Origin of the sequence: Georgenia sp. H159 (assembly GCF_035607575.1) — a bacterium.
GTDB lineage: Bacteria > Actinomycetota > Actinomycetes > Actinomycetales > Actinomycetaceae > Oceanitalea.
On the sequence record NZ_JAYDZY010000011.1, the window covers coordinates 75,445 to 97,435 of the forward strand.

Annotated in this window: 24 protein-coding genes; 21 read left to right on the forward strand and 3 right to left on the reverse strand. The window is 73.3% G+C overall.

The window, feature by feature from the left end; translation table 11 throughout:
* Nucleotides 1-13: 13 nt before the first annotated feature.
* On the reverse strand, nucleotides 14-496 hold the full coding sequence (locus tag VR894_RS15085; RefSeq protein WP_324652835.1) for an OsmC family protein: 483 nt from the start codon (nucleotides 494-496) through the stop codon (nucleotides 14-16).
* Between the two features lie 459 nt (nucleotides 497-955).
* Between VR894_RS15085 and hisI the strand changes: the two genes are divergently transcribed.
* The 9 genes from hisI (at nucleotide 956) to lgt (ending at nucleotide 8,426) form a co-directional block, all read left to right on the forward strand.
* A complete protein-coding gene (gene hisI / locus VR894_RS15090; RefSeq protein WP_324652837.1) occupies nucleotides 956-1,339 on the forward strand; it encodes a phosphoribosyl-AMP cyclohydrolase in 384 nt (127 codons plus the stop codon).
* Complete coding sequence (locus VR894_RS15095; protein WP_324652839.1) at nucleotides 1,336-2,886, forward strand: anthranilate synthase component I; 1,551 nt, start codon at nucleotides 1,336-1,338, stop codon at nucleotides 2,884-2,886. Before hisI ends, VR894_RS15095 begins: the two co-directional genes overlap by 4 nt.
* Nucleotides 2,883-3,521, forward strand: coding sequence for a Trp biosynthesis-associated membrane protein (locus tag VR894_RS15100; RefSeq protein WP_324652841.1), 639 nt, complete (start codon nucleotides 2,883-2,885; stop codon nucleotides 3,519-3,521). Before VR894_RS15095 ends, VR894_RS15100 begins: the two co-directional genes overlap by 4 nt.
* 11 nt (nucleotides 3,522-3,532) lie before the next feature.
* Nucleotides 3,533-3,844, forward strand: a complete 312-nt coding sequence (locus VR894_RS15105; RefSeq protein WP_324652842.1) for an HGxxPAAW family protein — start codon at nucleotides 3,533-3,535, stop codon at nucleotides 3,842-3,844.
* The gene (locus VR894_RS15110) at nucleotides 3,841-4,122 is read left to right on the forward strand and encodes a hypothetical protein (RefSeq protein ID WP_324652843.1); all 282 of its coding nucleotides are present in this window, start codon (nucleotides 3,841-3,843) and stop codon (nucleotides 4,120-4,122) included. Before VR894_RS15105 ends, VR894_RS15110 begins: the two co-directional genes overlap by 4 nt.
* Nucleotides 4,123-4,222: 100 nt before the next feature.
* Nucleotides 4,223-5,038, forward strand: coding sequence for an indole-3-glycerol phosphate synthase TrpC (gene trpC, locus VR894_RS15115; RefSeq protein ID WP_324652844.1), 816 nt, complete (start codon nucleotides 4,223-4,225; stop codon nucleotides 5,036-5,038).
* Nucleotides 5,035-6,327, forward strand: a complete 1,293-nt coding sequence (trpB, locus tag VR894_RS15120) for a tryptophan synthase subunit beta (protein ID WP_324652845.1) — start codon at nucleotides 5,035-5,037, stop codon at nucleotides 6,325-6,327. The genes trpC and trpB overlap by 4 nt, the downstream gene beginning before the upstream one ends.
* Nucleotides 6,328-6,332: 5 nt before the next feature.
* Nucleotides 6,333-7,163 carry a tryptophan synthase subunit alpha gene (gene trpA, locus VR894_RS15125; protein ID WP_324652847.1) on the forward strand — a complete coding sequence of 277 codons (831 nt, stop codon included), beginning with the start codon at nucleotides 6,333-6,335 and terminating at the stop codon, nucleotides 7,161-7,163.
* Between the two features lie 123 nt (nucleotides 7,164-7,286).
* Nucleotides 7,287-8,426, forward strand: coding sequence for a prolipoprotein diacylglyceryl transferase (gene lgt, locus VR894_RS15130; RefSeq protein WP_324652848.1), 1,140 nt, complete (start codon nucleotides 7,287-7,289; stop codon nucleotides 8,424-8,426).
* Here lgt and VR894_RS15135 read toward each other — a convergent pair.
* Both VR894_RS15135 and VR894_RS15140 read right to left on the reverse strand, forming a co-directional pair.
* The gene (locus tag VR894_RS15135; protein ID WP_324652851.1) at nucleotides 8,423-8,980 is read right to left on the reverse strand and encodes a DUF2231 domain-containing protein; all 558 of its coding nucleotides are present in this window, start codon (nucleotides 8,978-8,980) and stop codon (nucleotides 8,423-8,425) included. The genes lgt and VR894_RS15135 overlap by 4 nt on opposite strands.
* On the reverse strand, nucleotides 8,977-9,411 hold the full coding sequence (locus VR894_RS15140; RefSeq protein WP_324652852.1) for a DUF4383 domain-containing protein: 435 nt from the start codon (nucleotides 9,409-9,411) through the stop codon (nucleotides 8,977-8,979). The genes VR894_RS15135 and VR894_RS15140 overlap by 4 nt, the downstream gene beginning before the upstream one ends.
* Nucleotides 9,412-9,525: 114 nt before the next feature.
* Here VR894_RS15140 and VR894_RS15145 point away from each other — a divergent pair, with 114 nt between their 5' ends.
* The 12 genes from VR894_RS15145 to VR894_RS15200 all read left to right on the forward strand — a co-directional run bounded on the left by VR894_RS15145 (nucleotide 9,526) and on the right by VR894_RS15200 (nucleotide 21,706).
* Entirely contained in the window at nucleotides 9,526-10,026 is a 501-nt protein-coding gene (locus VR894_RS15145; RefSeq protein ID WP_324652853.1) for a CinA family protein, read from the forward strand.
* Nucleotides 10,027-10,170: 144 nt separating this feature from the next.
* Nucleotides 10,171-10,749, forward strand: a complete 579-nt coding sequence (gene pyrR / locus VR894_RS15150) for a bifunctional pyr operon transcriptional regulator/uracil phosphoribosyltransferase PyrR (protein WP_324652854.1) — start codon at nucleotides 10,171-10,173, stop codon at nucleotides 10,747-10,749.
* A complete protein-coding gene (locus tag VR894_RS15155; protein ID WP_324652856.1) occupies nucleotides 10,746-11,732 on the forward strand; it encodes an aspartate carbamoyltransferase catalytic subunit in 987 nt (328 codons plus the stop codon). Before pyrR ends, VR894_RS15155 begins: the two co-directional genes overlap by 4 nt.
* On the forward strand, nucleotides 11,729-13,054 hold the full coding sequence (locus VR894_RS15160) for a dihydroorotase (RefSeq protein WP_324652858.1): 1,326 nt from the start codon (nucleotides 11,729-11,731) through the stop codon (nucleotides 13,052-13,054). Before VR894_RS15155 ends, VR894_RS15160 begins: the two co-directional genes overlap by 4 nt.
* Entirely contained in the window at nucleotides 13,051-14,265 is a 1,215-nt protein-coding gene (carA, locus tag VR894_RS15165) for a glutamine-hydrolyzing carbamoyl-phosphate synthase small subunit (RefSeq protein ID WP_324652859.1), read from the forward strand. Before VR894_RS15160 ends, carA begins: the two co-directional genes overlap by 4 nt.
* Nucleotides 14,265-17,552, forward strand: coding sequence for a carbamoyl-phosphate synthase large subunit (carB, locus tag VR894_RS15170; RefSeq protein WP_324652860.1), 3,288 nt, complete (start codon nucleotides 14,265-14,267; stop codon nucleotides 17,550-17,552). The genes carA and carB overlap by 1 nt, the downstream gene beginning before the upstream one ends.
* The gene (gene pyrF / locus VR894_RS15175) at nucleotides 17,549-18,553 is read left to right on the forward strand and encodes an orotidine-5'-phosphate decarboxylase (RefSeq protein WP_324652862.1); all 1,005 of its coding nucleotides are present in this window, start codon (nucleotides 17,549-17,551) and stop codon (nucleotides 18,551-18,553) included. Before carB ends, pyrF begins: the two co-directional genes overlap by 4 nt.
* Before the next feature lie 188 nt (nucleotides 18,554-18,741).
* Nucleotides 18,742-19,053 (forward strand): integration host factor, actinobacterial type, encoded by a 312-nt coding sequence (gene mihF, locus VR894_RS15180; protein ID WP_324652863.1) that lies wholly within the window; start codon nucleotides 18,742-18,744, stop codon nucleotides 19,051-19,053.
* Nucleotides 19,054-19,055: 2 nt separating this feature from the next.
* Nucleotides 19,056-19,637 carry a guanylate kinase gene (gene gmk, locus VR894_RS15185; protein WP_324652873.1) on the forward strand — a complete coding sequence of 194 codons (582 nt, stop codon included), beginning with the start codon at nucleotides 19,056-19,058 and terminating at the stop codon, nucleotides 19,635-19,637.
* A 70-nt stretch (nucleotides 19,638-19,707) separates the two neighbouring features.
* Nucleotides 19,708-19,971 carry a DNA-directed RNA polymerase subunit omega gene (gene rpoZ, locus VR894_RS15190; protein WP_324652865.1) on the forward strand — a complete coding sequence of 88 codons (264 nt, stop codon included), beginning with the start codon at nucleotides 19,708-19,710 and terminating at the stop codon, nucleotides 19,969-19,971.
* Between the two features lie 20 nt (nucleotides 19,972-19,991).
* Nucleotides 19,992-21,191: a bifunctional phosphopantothenoylcysteine decarboxylase/phosphopantothenate--cysteine ligase CoaBC gene (coaBC, locus tag VR894_RS15195; RefSeq protein ID WP_324652874.1), complete on the forward strand. Its 1,200-nt coding sequence runs from the start codon at nucleotides 19,992-19,994 to the stop codon at nucleotides 21,189-21,191.
* A 68-nt stretch (nucleotides 21,192-21,259) separates the two neighbouring features.
* Nucleotides 21,260-21,706, forward strand: a complete 447-nt coding sequence (locus VR894_RS15200) for an NUDIX hydrolase (protein WP_324652867.1) — start codon at nucleotides 21,260-21,262, stop codon at nucleotides 21,704-21,706.
* Nucleotides 21,707-21,991: the final 285 nt, after the last annotated feature.

The window sequence follows — 21,991 nt, forward strand, 5'->3', positions numbered from 1 at the left end:
CCCGGGTGCCGGGTCAGGAGGGACGGCGGACGTCCCACGTCTCGCGGATGTCGACGCCGGCGTCCCTGATGAGGTTGAAGACCGGGCAGCGGCGCAGCACCCGGGCCCGGAGCTCGGCGAGCTCGTCCTCGGCGGCGGCGGTGGCGAGCGTGACCGTCAGCGTGACCTGCTGGAAGTGCGGCGAGACGTCGGCGGTGCCCGCGAAGCCACGCAGGTCGATGGTGCCGGTCGCGTCGGTCCGCACGCCCTCCACCGTGATGCCGAGCTCGGTGGCGACCGTCTCGATCACGACCGTGACGCAGCCGTTGAGCGAGCCGAGCAGGTACTCGATGGGGTTGGCGCCCTCGTCCGTGCCGCCGAGCGACTCCGGCTCGGCGACGACGAAGGAGAAGTGGCGCGCCTCGACGGCGGTCGACAGCTGGCCCGTGGAGGCGCCGGTGGCGGTGAAGTCAGCCAGGCGGGGCGTGGGGTCGGTGGTGGTAGCGGTGGCGGTCATCGGTCTCTCCAGCTCGTCGTCGGGTGTGTTGGATCGGACGTTAGGGGTCCCCGCCGGGCGCCGGCGACGGCGCCCCGGCGGGTGAGACCGTGCACGCCGCAGGTCCCACGCTCCGAGACGCGCCGCCGGCGTCCTTCACCGATGGCGCGCTGTGCGGTAGCCGGGCAGACGCGGCCGCGACATCACCGGCCGGCGACACCCCCCGGCGGCGAGATCGCAGTCCGGTTCCGAGATCGCAGTGCAGCACTGCGATCTGGGCCCCAAACTGCGATCTCGGTGGGAGGCACCGGCGGGTGCACGACAAGGTTGGGGGAGCGGCCGGCGGGGGCACGGCACGGTTGGGGCGGGGCGTGGCCGGGGCGGCCTGCGGCGGGGGTCTGCCGGGCGGCCGGCGGGTGCACGGCACGGTCGGCGGGTGCGGCGCCGCGGGGCGGGTGCCGGGTCTGGCAAGATCGACGGGTGCCACGCCTCGACCCCACGATCGCCACCCGGCTCAAGCGCGACAGCGCCGGGCTCGTCTGCGCCGTCGTCCAGGACGACGCCACCGACCAGGTCCTCATGGTCGGCTGGATGGACGACGAGGCCCTCACGCGCACCCTCACCACCGGCCGCGCCACCTACTGGTCGCGGTCCCGGCAGGAGTACTGGCGCAAGGGAGACACCTCCGGCAACGTCCAGCACGTGCGCTCCGTCGCACTCGACTGCGACGGCGACTCCCTCCTCGTCCGTGTCCACCAGGTCGGTCCGGCCTGCCACACGGGGACGCGCTCCTGCTTCGAGGCCGGCGGGGACCTCGGTGCGGTCGTGGGCGAGGACGACGGCGCCCCGGGAGCCCCGGCATGAGCGGCTGGGGCACCACCTCTCCCGACCTCGCGACGTTCCGTGAGCTCGCCGCCGACCGCCGCGTCATCCCCGTCACGCGGCGGCTGCTCGCCGACGACGTCACCCCGGTGGGCCTGTACCGCCGCCTCGCCGCCGGCCGGCCGGGCACCTTCGTCCTCGAGTCCGCGGAGCACGGCGCGTGGTCCCGGTGGTCCTTCGTCGGCGTCCGGTCGCGCGCCACCCTGCTCTCCCGCGGGGGACGGGCCCGGTGGCTCGGCGACGTGCCCGTCGGGATCCCCACCGAGGGGCCGGTGCTCGACGTCCTCCGCGAGACGCTGCGCGCCCTGCACACCCCGGCGCTGCCGGGCCTCCCGCCGCTCACCGGCGGGCTGGTCGGCTCGCTGGGCTGGGACGTGCTGCGCCAGTGGGAGCCGCGGCTGCGGGCCAACGCGCCCGTCGAGCTCGACGTCCCGGAGGTCGCGCTGTGCCTGACGAGCGACCTCGCCGCGGTCGACCACTCCGACGGCTCGGTGTGGCTCATCGCCAACGCGATCAACTTCGACGACACCGACGAGCGAGTCGACCAGGCCCACGCCGACGCCGTCGCCCGCCTCGACGCGATGGAGGCGGACCTGCTCCGGCCCGCCCCCAGTCACGCGGCCGTCAGCGCGGGGACCGTCCCGGTCGGCGAGGGCCTGCGCTTCCGCACGACCCGCGCGGACTTCGAGAGCGGCGTCCAGGCCGCCAAGCAGGCGATCCGCGACGGGGAGGTCTTCCAGCTCGTCCTCTCCCAGCGGGTCGAGCTCGACTCCCCGGCGCCGGCCCTCGAGGTGTACCGGGCACTGCGCACGATCAACCCCAGCCCGTACATGTACTACCTCGAGCTGCCGGACGAGCCGGCCGAGGGCCGGTCGGCGAGCTTCGCCGTCGTCGGTTCCAGCCCGGAGACGCTCGTCAAGGTGACCGACGGCACCGTCGTCACGTTCCCGATCGCCGGCTCCCGGCCCCGCGGCGACGGTGCGGAGGCGGACCGCACGATGGCCGAGGAACTCCTCGCGGACCCGAAGGAGCGCTCGGAGCACATCATGCTCGTCGACCTCGCCCGCAACGACCTCGTCAAGGTGTGCGAGCCGCAGAGCGTCGAGGTCGTCGAGCTCATGGAGATCAAGCGCTTCAGCCACATCATGCACATCTCCTCGACGGTGACCGGCCGCCTCCGTGCCGACGCGAGCGCACTCGACACGCTCGTGGCGACGTTCCCGGCCGGCACCCTGTCCGGGGCACCCAAGCCCCGGGCGATCGAGCTCATCGACGACCTCGAGCCCGCCCGACGCGGCATCTACGGCGGCACCATCGGCTACTTCGACTTCGCGGGCGACGCAGACATGGCGATCGCGATCCGCACCGCCTACATCCGCGACGGCGTCGCGAGCGTCCAGGCGGGCGGCGGGATCGTCGCCGACTCGGTGCCGGCACTGGAGTACGAGGAGTCGCGGAACAAGGCGGCAGCCGCGCTGCGGGCCGTCCAGGTCGCCGCGTCCCTGCGCCCCGCGGCAGGCGGGTCGTGAGCAGCTCTGCCGGGTCGGGCTCGCCCGGTGGTCGGCACGGGCGGGGCGTGACCCGGGGCCGCGCCGTCGTCGTCGTCCTCCTGCTCGGCGTCCTGGGCTTCGGGCTCTCCGCCCTGCCGTGGGCCGGCGCGCCCGTCGCCACGGTGCTGGCCGAGCAGAGCGTGCGCCTCTCCGGTGCCGAGGCGGCCCCCGTGACGACGGCTGCCAGCCTCGCGGTCCTCGCCACCGGGCTGGCCGTGGCGATCGGTGGACGGTGGGTCACGCGGCTGTGCGCCCTCGCGCTCGTCGCCCTGGGTGTGCTGCTCGCGGCGTCGGCCGTGGGCTTCGTCCTCGACCCCGGCCCGCGGCTGCTCGCCGCGGCCGCGGAGCTTACCGGCGTCCGTGAGATCGCCGGTGATCCGGTGGTCACGGCCTGGCCCTACGTCACCGCCGCCCTCGGCCTGCTCGTCGCTGCGTCCGCCGTCCTCGTGCTCAGGGTACCGACGGCGACGGCGGCCGGCCGTCGCTACGAGCGGGCGGGGACGGGGCCTGCACCGGACGCGGGCACCGACGACCGCGACGACCGCGTCCGGGCGATGGACGACTGGGACGCGCTCGGGCGGGGCGAGGATCCGTCCGCGTCCGACCAGCGCTAGGCTTGCCCGAGATGACGACCGTTGAAGGGAACCCCACCATGGTGCACGACGGCCCCCGCCGTGACTACGAGCTGCCGCCCGCCGTCCCGGCCGAGAACGAGGGCAAGACCGTCGCCGGCTGGGTGATGTTCTGGGTCGTGTGCGTCGGTGCGCTCGTCACCGGTCTCGGTCTCGTGCTGTGGGAGCAGTGGGTGCTCATCGTCGGCGTCGCCATCCTCATCGGCGGCCTGGTGCTCAGCGGCGTGCTCAGTGCCATGGGCAAGGGCCAGCCGCGCAACCGCGAGAACCCGCCCCGCTCGGGCCAGCCCGACTGGTACGCGTGAGCACCACCGTGCCCGCGGCGGGCAACCGCTACGGCACGTGGGCGCTGACCCTGAGCATCGTCGGGATCGTCGCGCTCTTCGCCCCGGCCGCCGTCGTCGTCGTCCTCCTCGGTACCGCCGTGAGCATCATCGCGGTGGTCCTCGGGATCAGGGGACTGCTCGCCGTCGGGGCCGGGCGGGCGACCAACCGTCCCCAGTCGATCGCGGGCATCGGGCTCGGGGTCCTCGGCACGCTGCTGTGGCTGACGGCCCTGCTCGGCGTGCTCGTCGGCGTCTGACGGGGACCGGCCGGCGGTACCTGCCGCCCGGTAGCCGGACGGTGCACCGGGGTGTCCGAGGTGGCACCTACCATGGACGCAACCAGGGGAGGGAGACACGGTGACGATCCTGGAAGACATTGTCGCGGGGGTCCGGGAGGACCTCGCAGAGCGTGAGGCGCGCGTCCCGCTCGACGCGCTGAAGGAACGGGCGCAGCAGCAGCCGGGGGCGCGGGACGCGGTCGCCGCGCTGCGCGGTGGCCGTGACGCGGTGACCGTCCTCGCGGAGGTGAAGCGGTCCAGCCCGTCCAAGGGTGCGCTGGCCGACATCGCCGACCCCGCCGGGCTGGCCGCCGACTACGAGGCCGGCGGCGCGAGCGCCATCAGCGTGCTCACCGAGCGGCGGCGCTTCGGCGGCTCGCTCGAGGACCTCGCCGCCGTCCGCGCAGCGGTCGACGTCCCCGTTCTGCGCAAGGACTTCATCGTCACGCCCTACCAGGTGTGGGAGGCCCGCGCCTACGGGGCCGACATCGTGCTGCTCATCGTCGCGTCCCTCGAGCAGACGGTGCTCACCTCGCTCGTCGAACGGGTGGAGTCCCTCGGGATGACGGCGCTCGTCGAGGCGCACGACCGCGAGGAGGCCGTCCGCGCGGTTGACGCCGGCGCCAAGGTCGTCGGCATCAACGCTCGGAACCTCCACACCCTCGAGGTCGACCGCTCGGTCTTCGGCACTGTCGTCGACGTCGTCCCGGACCACGTCCTCAAGGTCGCCGAGTCCGGTGTCCGAGGCCCCCACGACGTCCTCGAGTACGCCCGGGCCGGCGCGGACGTCGTCCTCGTCGGGGAGGCGCTCGTCACCCAGGGCACCCCGCGCCAGGCGGTGGCCGACATGGTCGCCGCGGGCACCCACCCGTCGCTGCGGGCGGTCCGCCCGTGAACCTGTCGCACGCCGAGGGCCCCTACTTCGGCCAGTTCGGGGGCCGGTTCGTCGCCGAGGCGCTCATCGCCGCGCTCGACGAGCTCGACGTCGCGTGGCAGGAGCTGCGTGAGGACCCGTCCTTCCAGGCCGAGCTCGACGAGCTGCACCGCACCTACAGCGGGCGCCCGAGCATCATCACCGAGGTGCCGCGCTTCGCGGAGCACGCCGGGGGAGCGCGGGTCATCCTCAAGCGCGAGGACCTCAACCACACGGGGTCCCACAAGATCAACAACGTGCTCGGTCAGGCACTGCTCACCCGCAAGCTCGGCAAGAAGCGCGTCATCGCCGAGACGGGCGCGGGTCAGCACGGCGTCGCCACCGCGACAGCGGCGGCACTGCTCGGCCTCGAGTGCGTCATCTACATGGGCGAGGAGGACGTCCGCCGCCAGGCGCTCAACGTCGCCCGGATGGAGCTCCTCGGCACGACGGTCGTCCCGGTGTCCACCGGCTCCCGCACGCTCAAGGACGCCATCAACGAGGCGTTCCGCGACTGGGTGACGAACGTGGAGACCACCAACTACGTCTTCGGCACCGCCGCCGGGCCGCACCCCTTCCCCGGCATGGTGCGCGACCTCCAGAAGATCATCGGCGAGGAGGCGCGCGAGCAGGTGCTCGCGCTGACCGGTGCCCTGCCCGACGTCGTCTGCGCCTGCGTGGGCGGCGGGTCAAACGCCATCGGGATCTTCAACGCCTTCCTCGACGACGACGCCGTGCGCCTCGTCGGCCTCGAGGCGGCCGGTGACGGCGTCGAGACCGGGCGGCACGCCTCCTCGATCACCGCCGGGACTCCCGGTGTGCTCCACGGTGCGCACACCTTCCTGCTCCAGGACGAGGACGGGCAGACGGTGGAGTCGCACTCGATCTCCGCCGGGCTCGACTACCCGGCGGTCGGCCCGGAGCACGCGTGGCTCGCCGACCTCGGCCGCGCCGAGTACGTGCCGGTCACCGACGCCGAGGCCATGGAGGCGTTCCGCCTGCTCTGCCGCACCGAGGGGATCATCCCCGCGATCGAGAGCTCGCACGCCCTGGCCGGCGCGCTGCGGATCGGGCGTGCCGCCCGCGAGGCGGGGGAGCCGGCACCGACGATCCTCGTCAACCTCTCCGGGCGAGGCGACAAGGACGTCGAGACGGCCGCCGCCTGGTTCGGACTGCTCGACGACGAGACGGCGGCGGCACCGCAGGACGAGGCGAAGACGGGCGCGGTCGACGGCGCCGGCTACGAGGCGACGGGCAGCGTGGAGAATTGAGCGAGATGGACGAGCAGACCACCACGACGACGGCACGGCCGGGCCCCCGGTCTGGCGCGGTGATCGACGCCGCCCTCGCCGAGGGGCGCAAGGCCCTGGTCGTGTACCTGCCGGTGGGCTTCCCCACCGTCGCGGGCTCGGTCGAGGCGGCCCGGACCGCCGTCGACGCCGGCGCCGACGTCGTCGAGCTCGGGCTGCCCTACTCGGACCCCGGCATGGACGGGGAGGTCATCCAGCACGCCACCACCCAGGCGCTCGCACAGGGCACCCGGGTGACCGACGTGCTCCACGCCGTCGAGGAGGTGGCCCGGACGGGGGCCGCGGTGCTCGTCATGACCTACTACAACCCGGTGCTGCGGTACGGCGTCGAGCGGTTCGCCCGCGACCTCGCCAACGCCGGGGGAGCCGGCCTCATCACCCCCGACCTCGTCCCCGACGAGGCCGATACCTGGGTCTCCGCGGCCGACGCCCACGACCTCGACAAGGTCTTCCTCGTCGCGCCGAGCTCCACCGACGCACGCCTCGCGATGACGGCCACCGCCTCGCGCGGCTTCGTCTACGCGGCCTCCACCATGGGCGTCACCGGGGTGCGGTCCGCGGTCGACACGCACGCCCGCGAGCTCGTGTCCCGCACCCGGGAGGCCGGTGCCGCCCGCGTGTGTGTGGGGCTCGGCGTGTCGACCGGCGAGCAGGCGGCGGAGGTGGCGGGGTACGCCGACGGCGTCATCGTCGGTTCGGCCCTCGTGCGCACCCTGCGTGACCCCGACGAGCGCGCGTCCCGCACCGCTCTGCGCAGCCTGGTCGAGGACCTCGCCGACGGCGTCCGCCGGCACTGACCCGCACCCGGCCCCCCGCCGGCCCCTGGCGCCGACAGCTGGATCTGCAGCGGGGTTCTGCGCGCACGCCGCCACCGGGTCGTGACGACCGGGTGAGCCCGCGGGTCCGGTTACGCTGCCTGGGTGCTGATCCTCCCCGCCTCGCTCCCGAGCCCGTCCCAGGCCGAGTGGTACCTCGGGCCGTTCCCGCTGCGTGCCTACGCGCTGGCCATCGGGATCGGCATCGTCGCCGCCTGGTGGATCCTGGACCGCCGCTACACCGCGAAGGGCGGCCCGCGGGACACGGCGATCGACGTCGCGCTGTGGATGGTGCTCTTCGGGATCGTCGGCGCCCGGATCTACCACGTCGTGTCCTCACCCGATGCGTACTTCGGCGAGAACGGCGACCCGGCCCGGATCATCGAGATCTGGAACGGCGGCCTGGGGATCTGGGGCGCGATCGCCGGCGGCGCGGTCGGGGCGTGGATCGCCATGCGACGTCGCGGCCTGCGCCTGGCTCCGTTCGCCGACGCCCTGGCACCCGGCCTGCTGGTCGCGCAGGCGATCGGGCGGCTGGGCAACTACTTCAACCAGGAGCTCTACGGCGCCCCCACCACCCTGCCCTGGGGGCTGGAGATCGACGCTGCGCACCGCGTCTCCGGGTACACCGACCCGGCCCTGCTCTTCCACCCCACGTTCCTGTACGAGATGGTGTGGAACCTCGCGATGGTCGGTGTGCTCCTGTGGGCGGAGCGACGCTTCCGGCTCCGCCACGGGCGGGTCATGTGGCTCTACGTCATGCTCTACACCGCGGGCCGCGTGTGGATCGAGTACCTGCGCATCGACGCCGCGGAGACCGTGCTCGGCCTGCGGCTCAACGTGTGGACCTCGATTTTCGTCTTCCTCCTCGCCCTCGCCTTCTTCGTGCGGATCGGGCGCCGGACCCGCGGTCAGGAGGAGGAGATCTGGTTGCCCGGGCACCAGCCCGAGACCGACGAGGGCGCAGCAGACGGCGGCGCGGCCGGGGACGGTGCCGCTCGGGCCGCGACGGCGACGCCGGCCCGCGGCAGCACGGACGGGGACGAGGACGGCACCTCCGGGACGGTCACGCCGGCGCGCGGGACCGCGGACGCTGACGACAGCGGCGTGGGCCGGGCGGAGGGCTCGGCACGCGCGACCCTGGACGACGACGCCGTGCGTGGGCCGGGGACGCCCTCGGCCTCCGGTTCCGTGGACGCGGCCGAGGACAGCGACGCCCGCCCGGCATCACCGCCCGACCGCTAGGAGGCCGGCTCGCTCCGGCTCACGCTGCTGCCGACCTTCCGGCCGATCGCCAGGTGCCCACCGAGGAAGCCGCCCGCGCCGGCTGCCAGCATCCCGAGCTGGCCGAGGAGGACTCCACCGCCGTGGTGCCCGGAGCGGCGGGCCAGCCAGGAGCCGGCGAGCAGGGCAGCCGCGGCACCGTTCGCCGCGGCGTGCACCACCCCGGCTCGCCGGACGTCCCGTCCGTCGGTCCGTGCCCACTCCGCCCAGCCGGTGACCGCCGTCGGCACGGCGGCGAGCACCCCCAGCCCGACGAGCCGTTGCGACGCGCGGCGGGAGCCCGCCACCGGCAGCACGTCGAGCACCCAGGAGCTGGCCCACAGCCCGATGGGCAGGTCGGTGAGGATCGGGTGCAGCGCGTGGCCGAGCTGCTTCCCGGTGAGGAGGTCGCGCAGCCCGGGGGACGCGACGAGCTGCTCGGCCGGTCCGGAGAGCCCGTCCACCAAGCCGTCCAGACGCGTGTCCTGCTCGATGGCGGACGCGATGCGCTCCCCGACGGAGCCGTGCGCGGTCATCGATCCGCCCCCGTGGCTGCCGTGCGGTGGGGGAGCAGCGCGACGAGCAGGCCACCGATCACCGAGGCGAGGTGGAGCCAGTTGTCCGCCCAGTTGATGTTGAGGAAGTTGGCGTCGGGGTTGTCGACGACGAGCAGGCCGTAGACGAACGTCGCGCCGTAGCCGAGCACGAGGAGCCACCCGAAGGTGCGCGCCCCGCTCGCCGTGCGCCACAGCACCACGCCGAGCAGCCCGATGAGGACGTGCACGACGTTGTGGAGCGGGTTGATCGCGAAGCCGAGCAGCGTCTGGCTGTGGTCGTGCTCGGTCCAGCCGTCGAAGCCCGTGACGGCGAAGCCGACGAGACCGACGAGGAGGAAGACGACACCGATGAGCAGGGCGAGCCACTGGTGGGTCCCCCGCCGGACCGGGGTGCTGCGGGTGGTGGACATTGCGACCTCCGAGGGTGACGGATGTGGTCGGCACCATGGTGACGCTGATCACACGGGCGTGCACTCCGGGCACCACCGGATGCCGGTCGCCGGACCGCCGGTGAGAATCTGCAGATGGCCACATCCCCCCACCTGAACGGCGACGCGGAGGACCTGGCACGCGTCGTCGCCGAGCACGCGGACGAACGCGGCATGACGGTCGCCACGGCCGAGTCGCTGACCAGCGGACAGATCGCCGTCCACCTCGGTGCCGCTCCCGGCGCAGGAGGCTGGTTCGCCGGCGGAGCGGTCGCCTACACGGTCGAGGCGAAGCAGGAGGCGCTCGGCGTGCCCCCCGGACCCGTCATCAGCGAGCAGTGCGCGCGGGCGATGGCCGAGGGAGCCGCCCGGCTCCTCGGTGCCGACTGCGCCGTCGGGGTCACGGGCGTGGGCGGGCCCGACCGGCAGGAGGACCAGCCCGTCGGCACCGTGTTCATCGCCGTCCACACCCCGTCGGGCACCACCTGCGAGGAGCACCACTTCGACGGCGACGCTCACGAGATCCTGGACGCCACGACGCTGCGGGCGCTCGAGCTGCTCGGCACCGGCGTCGGGGCCGTCGAGCTCGCGGACTGACGCACACACCCCGCCCGGCGTGACGCACACCGCGGCCGCCGTGCCGAGGACGTGGTCGGGAACGTCGTCGCTCGCGAGTAGCATGGACGCGATCTGCCCATCCTTTAATGGCCCGTCCTGTGAGGCGGGGAAGGAGCCTGCCAGATGTCCCACGGTCCTGCCGTGCCCGAACCCGCGCCGGACGTCCTCGTCCTCGGCCCAGCGGAGATCTCCCGGGCGCTGACCCGCATCTCCCACGAGATCCTCGAACGCACCGAGCCGGGCGACACGCTCGTCCTCCTCGGCGTGCCCACCCGGGGTGCACCCCTCGCCCAGCGGCTGCACGAGCGTGTCCTCGCCGCAGGCGGCGCCGCCGAGCTCGGCACACTCGACGTCACCATGTACCGCGACGACCTCCGCTCCCAGCCCACCCGCACGCTGCTGCGGACGGAGGTCCCGCCCGGCGGCGTCGACGGCGCGACGGTCATCCTCGTCGACGACGTGCTGTACTCCGGCCGCACCATCCGCGCGGCCCTCGACGCGCTGTCCGACATCGGCCGCCCCGCCCGGGTCCAGCTCGCCGTCCTCGTCGACCGCGGGCACCGCGAGCTGCCGATCCGCGCGGACTACGTCGGCAAGAACCTGCCGACGTCCCGCCATGAGCGGGTCCAGGTGACGCTCGAGGAGATCGACGGCGAGGACGCCGTCACCATCGCCAAGCCCGCCGAGGGGAGCGACCGATGAGGCACCTGCTCTCCGCCGCCGACCTCGACCGGGACGCCGCCGTCGCCCTTCTCGACACCGCCGAGGAGATGGCCGAGACCCAGTCCCGGGAGATCCGCAAGCTGCCCACGCTGCGCGGCCGCACCGTGGTCAACCTCTTCTTCGAGGACTCGACCCGCACGAGGATCTCCTTCGAGGCCGCGGCCAAGAGGCTGTCCGCCGACGTCATCAACTTCGCCGCCAAGGGCTCGAGCGTCTCCAAGGGGGAGTCCCTCAAGGACACCGCCCAGACGCTGCAGGCGATGGGGGCCGACGCCGTCGTCATCCGCCACGGCGCGTCCGGTGCGCCGCACCGCCTCGCGCACGCGGGCTGGATCGACGTCCCGGTCGTCAACGCGGGCGACGGCACCCACCAGCACCCCACCCAGGCCCTGCTCGACGCGTACACCATCCGCCGCCACCTCGCCGCCCGGGGCGGTGACTCCCGCGGTCAGGACCTCACCGGCCTGCGCGTCGTCGTCGTCGGGGACGTGCTCCACTCCCGGGTGGCCCGCTCGAACGTGGACCTCCTCACCACCCTCGGGGCGCACGTGACGCTCGTCGCCCCGCCCACGCTCGTGCCCGTCGGGGCGGCCGGCTGGCCCGCGGAGGTCCGGTACGACCTCGACGCCGCCATCGCCGAGCAGCCCGACGCCGTCATGATGCTGCGGGTGCAGCGCGAGCGGATGTCCAGCTCCGGGGGCGGGTACTTCCCCTCGCCGCAGGAGTACAGCCGCCAGTACGGGCTCACCCGCGCCCGTCTCGCCGCGCTGCCCGACCACACGATCGTCATGCACCCCGGTCCGATGAACCGGGGCCTGGAGATTTCCGCCGAGGCCGCCGACAGCCCCCGCTCGACCATCGTCGAGCAGGTCGCCAACGGCGTCTCGGTCCGCATGGCCGTCCTCTACCACCTCCTCGCCGGGGCACCGGCGCCCACCGCGACGCAAGGAGCCACCGCGTGACCAGCTACCTCATCCGGGGCGCCGCCCCCCTCGGCGCCGAGCCCACCGACCTCCTCCTCACCGGCGGTGTCATCACCGCCACCGGGCCCGACGCCGCAGCGCAGGCGGGCACCGACGTCCGGACCGTGGACGCCGAGGGCCTCGTCGCCCTCCCCGGGCTCGTCGACCTCCACACCCACCTGCGCGAGCCCGGCCGCGAGGACGCCGAGACCGTCTGGTCCGGCACGCGCGCCGCGGCGATGGGCGGGTTCACCGCCGTCCATGCGATGGCGAACACCTCGCCGGTCGCCGACACCGCCGGTGTCGTCGAGCAGGTCTGGCACCTGGGCCGCCAGGCCGGCTGGACCGACGTGCTGCCGGTCGGCGCCGTCACGGTCGGACTCCGGGGCGAGCAGCTGGCCGAGCTGGGAGCAATGGCGGCGTCCGCCGCGCGCGTGCGGGTCTTCTCCGACGACGGCGTCTGCGTCTGGGACCCGGTCCTCATGCGACGCGCGCTCGAGTACGTCAAGGCCTTCGACGGCGTCATCGCCCAGCACGCGCAGGAGCCGCGCCTCACGCAGGGCGCCCAGATGAACGAGGGCGTCGTCTCTTCCGAGCTCGGGCTCACCGGTTGGCCCGCGGTCGCCGAGGAGTCGATCATCGCCCGCGACGTCCTCCTCGCCGAGCACGTCGGCTCCCGCGTGCACATCTGCCACCTGTCGACCGCCGGGTCGGTCGAGATCGTCCGCTGGGCCAAGTCGCGCGGCATCGACGTCACCGCCGAGGTCACCCCGCACCACCTGCTCCTCACCGACGAGCTCGCCCGCAGCTACGACCCGGCCTACAAGGTCAACCCGCCGTTGCGTACCGAGCAGGACGTGCTCGCCCTGCGCGCGGCCCTGGCGGACGGGACGATCGACGTCGTCGCCACCGACCACGCCCCTCACCCGGTGGAGGACAAGGACTGCGAGTGGGCCGACGCCGCGTTCGGCATGACGGGGCTCGAGACGGCGCTGCCGGTCGTCATCGAGACGATGGTCGAGCCCGGACTCATGTCCTGGGCCGACGTCGCGCGCGTGCTGTCCAGCCGGCCGGCCCACATCGGCAGGGTCGAGGGTCACGGCCGCCCCGTCGCCGTCGGTGAGCCGGCCAACCTCACCCTCGTGGACCCGGCCGCCCGCGTCGTCGTCGACGGCGCCCACCAGGCGACCACCAGCCGCAACACCCCGTTCCAGGGCCGTACCCTGCCAGGGCGCGTCGTGGCCACGTTCCTCCGCGGGCGTGCCACCGTGCTCGACGCCCAGCCCGTGCCTGCCGCCGACCACTCAGGAGGACCCCGTTGAGGAACCAGCGTGAGGACGCCCTGCTCGTCCTGGAGGACGGCTACGTCCTGCCGGGACGTGCCTACGCTGCCGAGGGTCGCACGGTCGGGGAGATCGTCTTCGCGACGGCGATGACCGGGTACCAGGAGACCGTCACCGACCCGTCCTACCACCGCCAGATCGTCACGATGACGGCGCCGCACATCGGCAACACCGGCGTCAACGACGAGGACCCGGAGTCCGACCGGGTGTGGGTCGCCGGCCTCGTGGTCCGTGACGCCGCCCGGCGCGCGTCGAGCTGGCGCTCGGTGGGGGAGTTCGAGGACAAGCTCCGCGAGGAGGACGTCGTGGGGATCTGCGACGTCGACACCCGCGCCCTCACCCGTCACCTGCGCGACCGCGGCGTCATGCGGGCCGGGATCTTCTCCGGCAGCGCGCTGCCGTCCGGGGCGATGTCGCTCGACGGGTCCGGGGTCGGGGTGCTCGTCGACCTCGTGCGGCAGGCACCGCAGATGAGCGGCGCCGCCCTCGCCGGTGAGGTCTCCACCCAGGAGGCCTACGTCGTCGAGCCGAGCGGGGAGTTCGCCGGCAAGGAGCCGCTCGCCGAGATCGTCGCCGTCGACCTCGGGATCAAGGCACGCACGCCCGCGCAGCTCGCCGAGCGGGGCGTCCGCGTCCACGTCGTCCCGCAGCGCACCACGCTGGCGGAGATCGTCGCGCTCGACCCGGACGGCGTGTTCTTCTCCAACGGGCCGGGGGACCCGGGGAACGCGGACCACGAGGTCGAGGTGCTGCGCGGCGTCCTCACCCAGGGACTGCCCTTCTTCGGGATCTGCTTCGGCAACCAGCTGCTCGGCCGCGCGCTGGGCTACGGCACGTACAAGCTCGACTACGGGCACCGCGGCGTCAACCAGCCGGTGCTCGACCGCACGACGGGCAAGGTCGAGATCACGGCGCACAACCACGGGTTCGCCGTCGACGCACCCGTCGGCGAGGAGAGCCTCGCCCCCTACGACGACGGCCGCTTCGGCCGCGTCGAGGTTTCCCACATCAGCCTCAACGACGGTGTCGTCGAGGGCCTGCGCGCCCTGGACATCCCCGCGTTCTCCGTCCAGTACCACCCGGAGGCCGCCGCGGGCCCGCACGACGCCGCCCACCTGTTCGACCGCTTCCTCGAGCTCGTCGCCGCCCACCGCGACGCGCGCCCGACCACCACCGGAGAAGACGCCTGATGCCCCGCCGCCCCGACCTGCGTTCCGTCCTCGTCATCGGCTCCGGGCCCATCGTCATCGGGCAGGCCGCCGAGTTCGACTACTCCGGCACCCAGGCCTGCCGGGTGCTGCGCGAGGAGGGCCTGCGCGTCATCCTCGTCAACTCCAACCCGGCGACGATCATGACCGACCCGGAGATCGCCGACGCCACGTACGTCGAGCCGATCACCCCCGAGGTGGTCGCGACGATCATCGCCAAGGAGCGCCCGGACGCGCTGCTGCCCACCCTCGGGGGCCAGACGGCCCTCAACACGGCCATCGCGCTGGACGAGGCCGGCGTGCTCGCCGAGTACGGCGTCGAGCTCATCGGCGCGTCCGTCGCCTCCATCCACGCCGCCGAGGACCGCCAGGCGTTCAAGGACATCGTCGACCGCTGCGGCGCGGAGTCGGCCCGCTCGACGATCTGCCACTCGATGGAGGAGTGCCACGCCGCCGCCGAAGAGCTGGGCTACCCGCTCGTCGTGCGGCCCTCCTTCACCATGGGCGGCCTCGGCTCGGGCCTCGCCTACGACGCGACGGACCTCGAGCGGATCGCCGGCGCCGGCCTCCACTACTCACCGACCACCGAGGTGCTCCTCGAGGAGTCGATCCTCGGCTGGAAGGAGTTCGAGCTCGAGCTCATCCGCGACAAGGCCGACAACGTCATCGTCGTGTGCTCGATCGAGAACGTCGACCCCGTCGGCGTCCACACCGGTGACTCCATCACCGTCGCCCCGGCGATGACGCTCACCGACCGCGAGTTCCAGCGGATGCGCGACATCGGGATCGCCGTCATCCGCGCTGTCGGGGTGGACACGGGCGGGTGCAACGTCCAGTTCGCCGTCGAGCCGTCCACCGGGCGCATCGTCGTCATCGAGATGAACCCGCGCGTCTCGCGCTCCTCGGCGCTGGCCTCCAAGGCCACCGGCTTCCCGATCGCCAAGATCGCCGCGCGTCTCGCCATCGGGTACACGCTCGAGGAGATCCCCAACGACATCACGAAGACCACCCCGGCCTCGTTCGAGCCGGCGCTGGACTACGTCGTCGTCAAGGTCCCGCGCTTCGCCTTCGAGAAGTTCCCCGCGGCCGACCCCGTGCTCACGACGACGATGAAGTCGGTGGGGGAGGCGATGGCCCTGGGACGCAACTACACCGAGGCCCTGCAGAAGGCCATGCGGTCCATCGACAGCAAGGGCAGCGTGTTCCACTGGGCCGGTCCGGTGCCGGACCCGGAGGAGACCGCCGCGCTCGTCGAGTCGGTGCGGACCCCGACGGCGCACCGGCTCGTCGACGTGCAGCAGGCGCTGCGCGGCGGGGCGAGCGTCGAGGAGCTGTTCGCGGCGACCGGCATCGACCCGTGGTTCCTCGACCAGATGGTCCTCATCGAGGAGATCGCCGCCGAGGTGCGTGAGGCGCCGGCGCTCACCCAGGACGTCCTCGCCACGGCGAAGCGGCACGGCTTCTCCGACACTCAGATCGCCCAGCTGCGCAGCCTGTCCGAGGACACCGTGCGCGAGGTGCGCCACGCGTACGGGCTGCGCCCGGTCTACAAGACGGTGGACACCTGCGCCGCGGAGTTCGCCGCGCAGACGCCCTACCACTACTCCTCCTACGACCTGGAGAACGAGGTCGAGCCGCGGGAGCGGCCGGCGGTCATCATCCTCGGGTCCGGGCCGAACCGGATCGGGCAGGGCATCGAGTTCGACTACTCGTGCGTGCACGCGACGATGGCGCTCGCCGAGAAGTTCGAGACCGTCATGGTCAACTGCAACCCCGAGACCGTGTCGACCGACTACGACATCTCCGACCGGCTCTACTTCGAGCCGCTCACCTTCGAGGACGTCCTCGAGGTCTACCACGCGGAGCTCGCCGCCGGGCCGGTCGCCGGTGTCGTCGTCCAGCTCGGCGGCCAGACACCGCTGAGCCTGGCGCAGCGCCTTGCGGACGCGGGCGTGCCGATCCTGGGCACCCAGCCCGAGGCGATCGACGCCGCGGAGGACCGCGGCCAGTTCGGGGCCGTCCTCGAGCGTGCCGGGCTGCCCGCCCCCGCCTACGGCACCGCGACCACGGCGGCCCAGGCCGAGGAGGTCGCGGAGCGCATCGGCTACCCGGTGCTCGTGCGCCCCTCATACGTGCTGGGCGGGCGGGGCATGGAAATCGTCTACGACTCCGCTCAGCTGCGGGACTACGCCGAGCGGACGGACATCGGCACCGCGACCGGACCGCTCCTCATCGACCGCTTCCTCGACGACGCGATCGAGATCGACGTCGACGCCATCTACGACGGCAGCGAGCTGTTCCTCGGGGGCGTCATGGAGCACATCGAGGAGGCCGGGATCCACTCCGGTGACTCCGCGTGCGTGCTGCCGCCGGTGACGATCTCCGAGCGGGAGATCCAGCGGATCGCCGAGTCCACCCGGGCCATCGCCGACGGCGTGGGCGTCCGCGGGCTCATCAACATCCAGTTCGCGCTCGTCTCGGACATCCTCTACGTCATCGAGGCCAACCCGCGCGCCTCCCGGACGGTGCCCTTCGTCGCGAAGGCTACCGGGGTGCCGCTCGCCAAGGCGGCCTCGCTCGTCATGGCGGGCGCGACGATCGCCGAGCTGCGCGAGCGCGGGATGCTCCCCGAGCACGACGCCACCCGGCTGGACCTCGGCGCGCCGATCGCCGTCAAGGAGGCGGTGCTTCCGTTCAAGCGCTTCGCGACCCGGGAGGGCTCCGTCGTCGACACGGTCCTCGGCCCGGAGATGCGCTCGACCGGCGAGGTCATGGGCTACGACGTCGACTTCCCGCGGGCGTTCGCGAAGTCGCAGGCCGCCGCCTACGGCGGGCTCCCGACGACGGGCACGGTGTTCGTCTCGGTGGCCGACCGTGACAAGCGGGCGCTGGCGATCCCGGTGGCGCGGCTCAGGGGCCTCGGCTTCGAGATCCTCGCCACGGCCGGGACGGCCGCCGTGCTGCACCGCAACGGCATCGAGGCGCGGCTCGTCCGCAAGGCCTCCGACGGGCGCGGCCCGGAGGGGGAACCGACAATCGTCGACCTCATCGAGACCGGCCAGGTCGACATGGTGGTCAACACGCCGTCGGGTCAGGGTGCGCGTGCCGACGGCTACGAGATCCGCACCGCGACCACCGCCGCGGACAAGCCGATCATCACGACCGTGCAGGAGCTCTCCGCCGCCGTGCAGGCGATCGAGTCCGCCGGGCTCGGCGCGATGACGGTGACGTCGCTGCAGGAGCACGACGCCGCGCGGGCGGCCCGATGACCACCACCCCCGCCGGTAACCACCCCCCCGCCGGTAACCACCCTCCCGCCGACAGCGGAGTTGTTGCCGACAGCGGAGTTGTTGCTGACGGCGGCTCTCCCGCCGACAGCGGAGTTGTTGCTGACGGCGGAGTTGTTGCCCGCGCCGGCGCGCCCTTCGGTACGCGGCTGGCCGCCGCGATGGACGCCTACGGCCCGCTCTGCGTCGGCATCGACCCGCACCCGGCGCTGCTCGAGGCGTGGGGGCTGCCCGACGACGCCCGCGGCCTGCGGGACTTCGCCCTGCGCGTCGTCGAGGCCCTCGCCGGGCACGTCGCAGCCCTCAAGCCGCAGTCGGCGTTCTTCGAGCGGCAGGGCTCGGCGGGGGTCGCCGTCCTCGAGGACGTCCTCGGGGCGTGCCGGGACGCCGGGGTGCTCAGCGTTCTCGACGTCAAGCGCGGGGACATCGGCTCGACGATGGCCGGGTACGCGCAGGCCTACCTCACCGACGGCGCGCCGCTGGCCGCGGACGCCGTCACCCTGTCCCCGTACCTCGGCCTCGGCTCGCTCGCGCCCGCCGTCGAGCTCGCGCACGCGACCGGCAGGGGAGTGTTCGTGCTCGCCCTCACCTCCAACCCCGAGGGGGCGTCGGTCCAGCACGCGACGGCTGCGGACGGGCGGTCCGTCGCCGCCGGGGTGGTCGACGGCGTCGGCGCGCTCAACGCCGGGGGTCCGGGGCCGGAGGGGCTCGGGTCCGTCGGGCTCGTCGTCGGGGCGACCGTGGGAGGTGCCGTGCGGGACCTCGGCATCGACCTCGCCGCCTCCCGTGCGCCGCTGCTCGCTCCGGGGTTCGGTGCGCAGGGCGCGGGCCGTGCCGAGGTCGCCGAGGTCTTCGCCGGGGCGGAGCACGCCGTGCTGGCGAGCACCTCGCGGGCGGTGCTGTCCGTCGGCCCGGACGCGCACGACCTCGCTCGTGCTGCGGCGCGGGCGACCGCCGAGGTGCGCGAGGTCCTGCGCGCCTGACGCCGGCGGGCGCCGCCGGCCACCCGTGCACGGCTGACCGACGGAACGTGGCCCAGCCCACGCCGGCGATCACCGCCTCCCGGCCCGGGCGGGGTACCCGGGCACCGCGATACTGGCACTATGGGCGTGGTCCTCGGTACGTTGCGCTGAGCACCCGCAGTCCTGTCCCCGTCCCCGAGGTGATCACCGTGGCCCTTCCGTCCCTGACCCCCGAGCAACGCGCTGCCGCACTCGCCAAGGCAGCCGCCGCACGGACACGCCGGGCTGAGGTGAAGAACCGCCTGAAGTACTCCCAGACCAGCCTGTCGAAGGTCATCGACGACGCCGCCGACGACGAGGCGCTGGGCAAGATGCGCGTCGTCGAGCTCCTCGAGTCGCTGCCGGGGGTGGGCAAGGTCAAGAGCCGCGCGATCATGGCCGAGGTGGGGATCTCCGAGGCCCGCCGCGTGCGAGGCCTGGGGCACAACCAGGTCGAGGCCCTCGTCGAGCGCTTCGGGTGACCGTGCCGACCACCTCTCCCGCCGCTGAGGCCCGCCTCACCGTCCTCGCCGGTCCTACGGCCGTGGGTAAGGGGACCGTCTCCGCCGACATCCGACGGCGCTACCCTCGCGTCTGGCTCTCGGTCTCCGCCACGACGCGCGCGCCCCGGCCCAACGAGGTCGACGGCGTCCACTACCACTTCGTCTCCGACACCGAGTTCGACCGGATGGTCGCCGACGGCGAGCTGCTCGAGTGGGCTGTCGTCCACGGCCGCAACCGCTACGGCACTCCGAGGGGCCCGGTCGAGGAGCAGCTGCGCACCGGGGAGCCCGCGCTGCTCGAGATCGACCTGCAGGGCGCGCGTCAGGTCCGTCGCACGATGCCCAACGCGCACTTCGTCTTCCTGGCCCCGCCGTCGTTCGAGGAGCTCGAGCGGCGCCTGGTCGGGCGCGGGACCGAGGGACCGGAGGAGCGCGAACGCCGGCTACGCACCGCGCGGGAGGAGCTCGCCGCGGCGGAGGAGTTCGACGACATCGTCGTCAACGACGTCGTGACACGCGCCACCGACGAGCTCGTCTCCCTCATGGGCCTGCCGACCGAGTAGACTTGGCCGTTGCGTGTGCCCGCCGTCAGCGCAGGACACCGCCCACCGACCCGAACCATGTGAGGTAACCATGTCCGGAACAGTTGCTCAGCCCGAGGGCATCACCGACCCGCCCATCGACGAGCTCCTCGCCGTCGCCGACTCGAAGTACGCCCTGGTGATCTACGGCGCCAAGCGCGCCCGCCAGATCAACGCCTACAACTCTCAGCTCCAGGAGGGGCTGCTCGAGTTCGTCGGCCCGCTCGTGCCGCACGGCCAGACCGACAAGCCGCTCTCGATCGCGCTCCGTGAGATCAACGAGGGGCTCCTCACCTCCACTCCGACCCAGGAGTAGGCGTGCCGCAGCCCGGCGGGCTGCGTGTCCTGCTCGGGGTGACCGGCGGGATCGCGGCGTACAAGGCCGTCTTCGTCCTGCGCGCCCTGCGTGAGGCCGGTCACCGGGTGCGCGTCATCCCGACCGAGGCGGCCCTGAAGTTCGTCGGCCGCCCCACGTGGGAGGCGCTGTCCGGTGAGCCGGTGGCGACCAGCGTCTTCGACGGCGCGACGGGGGTCGACCACGTCGCTCTCGGCCGCAGCGCCGACCTCGTCGTCGTCGCCCCGGCGACCGCCGACCTCCTTGCCCGCGCCGCCGCAGGCCGCGCGGACGACCTGCTGACGACGACGCTGCTCACCGTGACGGCACCGGTGCTGCTCGCTCCCGCGATGCACACCGAGATGTGGCAGCACCCCGCGACGGTCGCCAACGTCGCCACCCTGCGGGCCCGCGGGGTCACGGTGCTCGAGCCCGACTCCGGGCGCCTCACCGGCGCGGACACCGGACCCGGCCGGCTGCCCGAGCCGGAGGCGATCACCGCCGCTTCCCTCGCGCTCGTCGCACCGCAGGACCTGGCCGGCCGCGCCGTCGTCGTCAGTGCGGGCGGCACCCGTGAACCGCTCGACCCGGTCCGCTTCCTCGGCAACCGGTCCTCCGGCCGTCAGGGCGCGGCCCTCGCGCTCGAGGCCGCCCGCCGCGGCGCACGCGTGACGCTGCTCGCCGCCTCCATCGACGAGGCCGCCCGGACGTCCGCCCAGCACCCAGCCATCGACATCGTCGAGGTCGAGACGACGGCTGAGCTCGCGGATGCCGTCGACAGCACCTGCGCGGCCGCCGACGTCCTCGTCATGGCCGCCGCGGTGGCCGACTTCCGGCCGGCGACGACGGCGGACCGCAAGATCAAGAAGGACGGCTCCGCCCCCGACGTCGTCCGCCTGGTCGAGAACCCCGACATCCTCGCCACCGTCGCCGGCCGCCCGCGGGAGCGGCTCGTCGTCGTCGGCTTCGCCGCCGAGACGGGAGATCACGACGAGGTGCTCGAGCTCGGACGCGCCAAGGCCAGACGCAAGGGTGCCGACCTGCTGGCCGTCAACGCCGTCGGCAGCGGCAAGGGCTTCGGCGACGTCGCCAACGCCGTCACCGTGCTCGACAGCGACGGTGAGCAGGTGGGTGAGGTCGCCGGGTCCAAGCAGGACGTCGCCCGCGGACTGTGGGACCTCATCGCGGCGCAGCTGCACTGACGTCCTCCCGGGCGGGTGGGCCTCGACGTCGCGCCCTGCTGAGCGGGATGGGGTCGTAGAGTCGACCGGTGCACTTCACCGACTACGACACGCGCCTCGCCGCCTATGCGGTGCTGGTCAATGAGTCGGGCGAGATCCTGCTGACCTGGTTCAACGGAGGTTCCGACGGGGGGCGGCCGGGCTGGTCGCTGCCCGGGGGAGGCGTGGAGTACGACGAAGGTGTCGAGGACGCCGTCGTGCGTGAGGTGCACGAGGAGACCGGGTACGTCGTCGAGATCGGCTCCATCCTGGCGATGCACCACGTCACGGCACCGCCCGGTCCGCGCTCCCGACGTGCATACCGGTCACAGCGCTTCCTGTTCGACGCTCGGATCGTCGGCGGGCGGCTGGGCACCGTGGAGGTGGACGGCACCACGGACTTCGCCCGCTGGGTCGCCCTGGCCGACTTCCCGTTGCGGGAGCACACGGCGGACATCGTGGAGCTGGCCGTCGAGCGCCTGGGACGCCGGGGCTGAGGACGTCGATGGGTCTCCCCGCGCCGTTGAGGACGGTGTGGTGGATCGGCGGCTGAGAGCGCCGTTCGGCGGTGTCGGTCGATCCGGCGCGCGCTCGAATCTCCTCTGCTCAGACCCTTGTACTCGAACGTGTGTTCGACTATGCTGTGGGGTAGAGGCACCCAGGGAGGTGAGCGCGATGGCGGCACAGACGCAGCCGGGAGTGCTCACCGCGCGTGTGCGCCATGTCGAGGAGCGGCGCCGGGCCGGGCTGGAGCGGTGCTTTCGGGTGCATCGGCTCGGTGG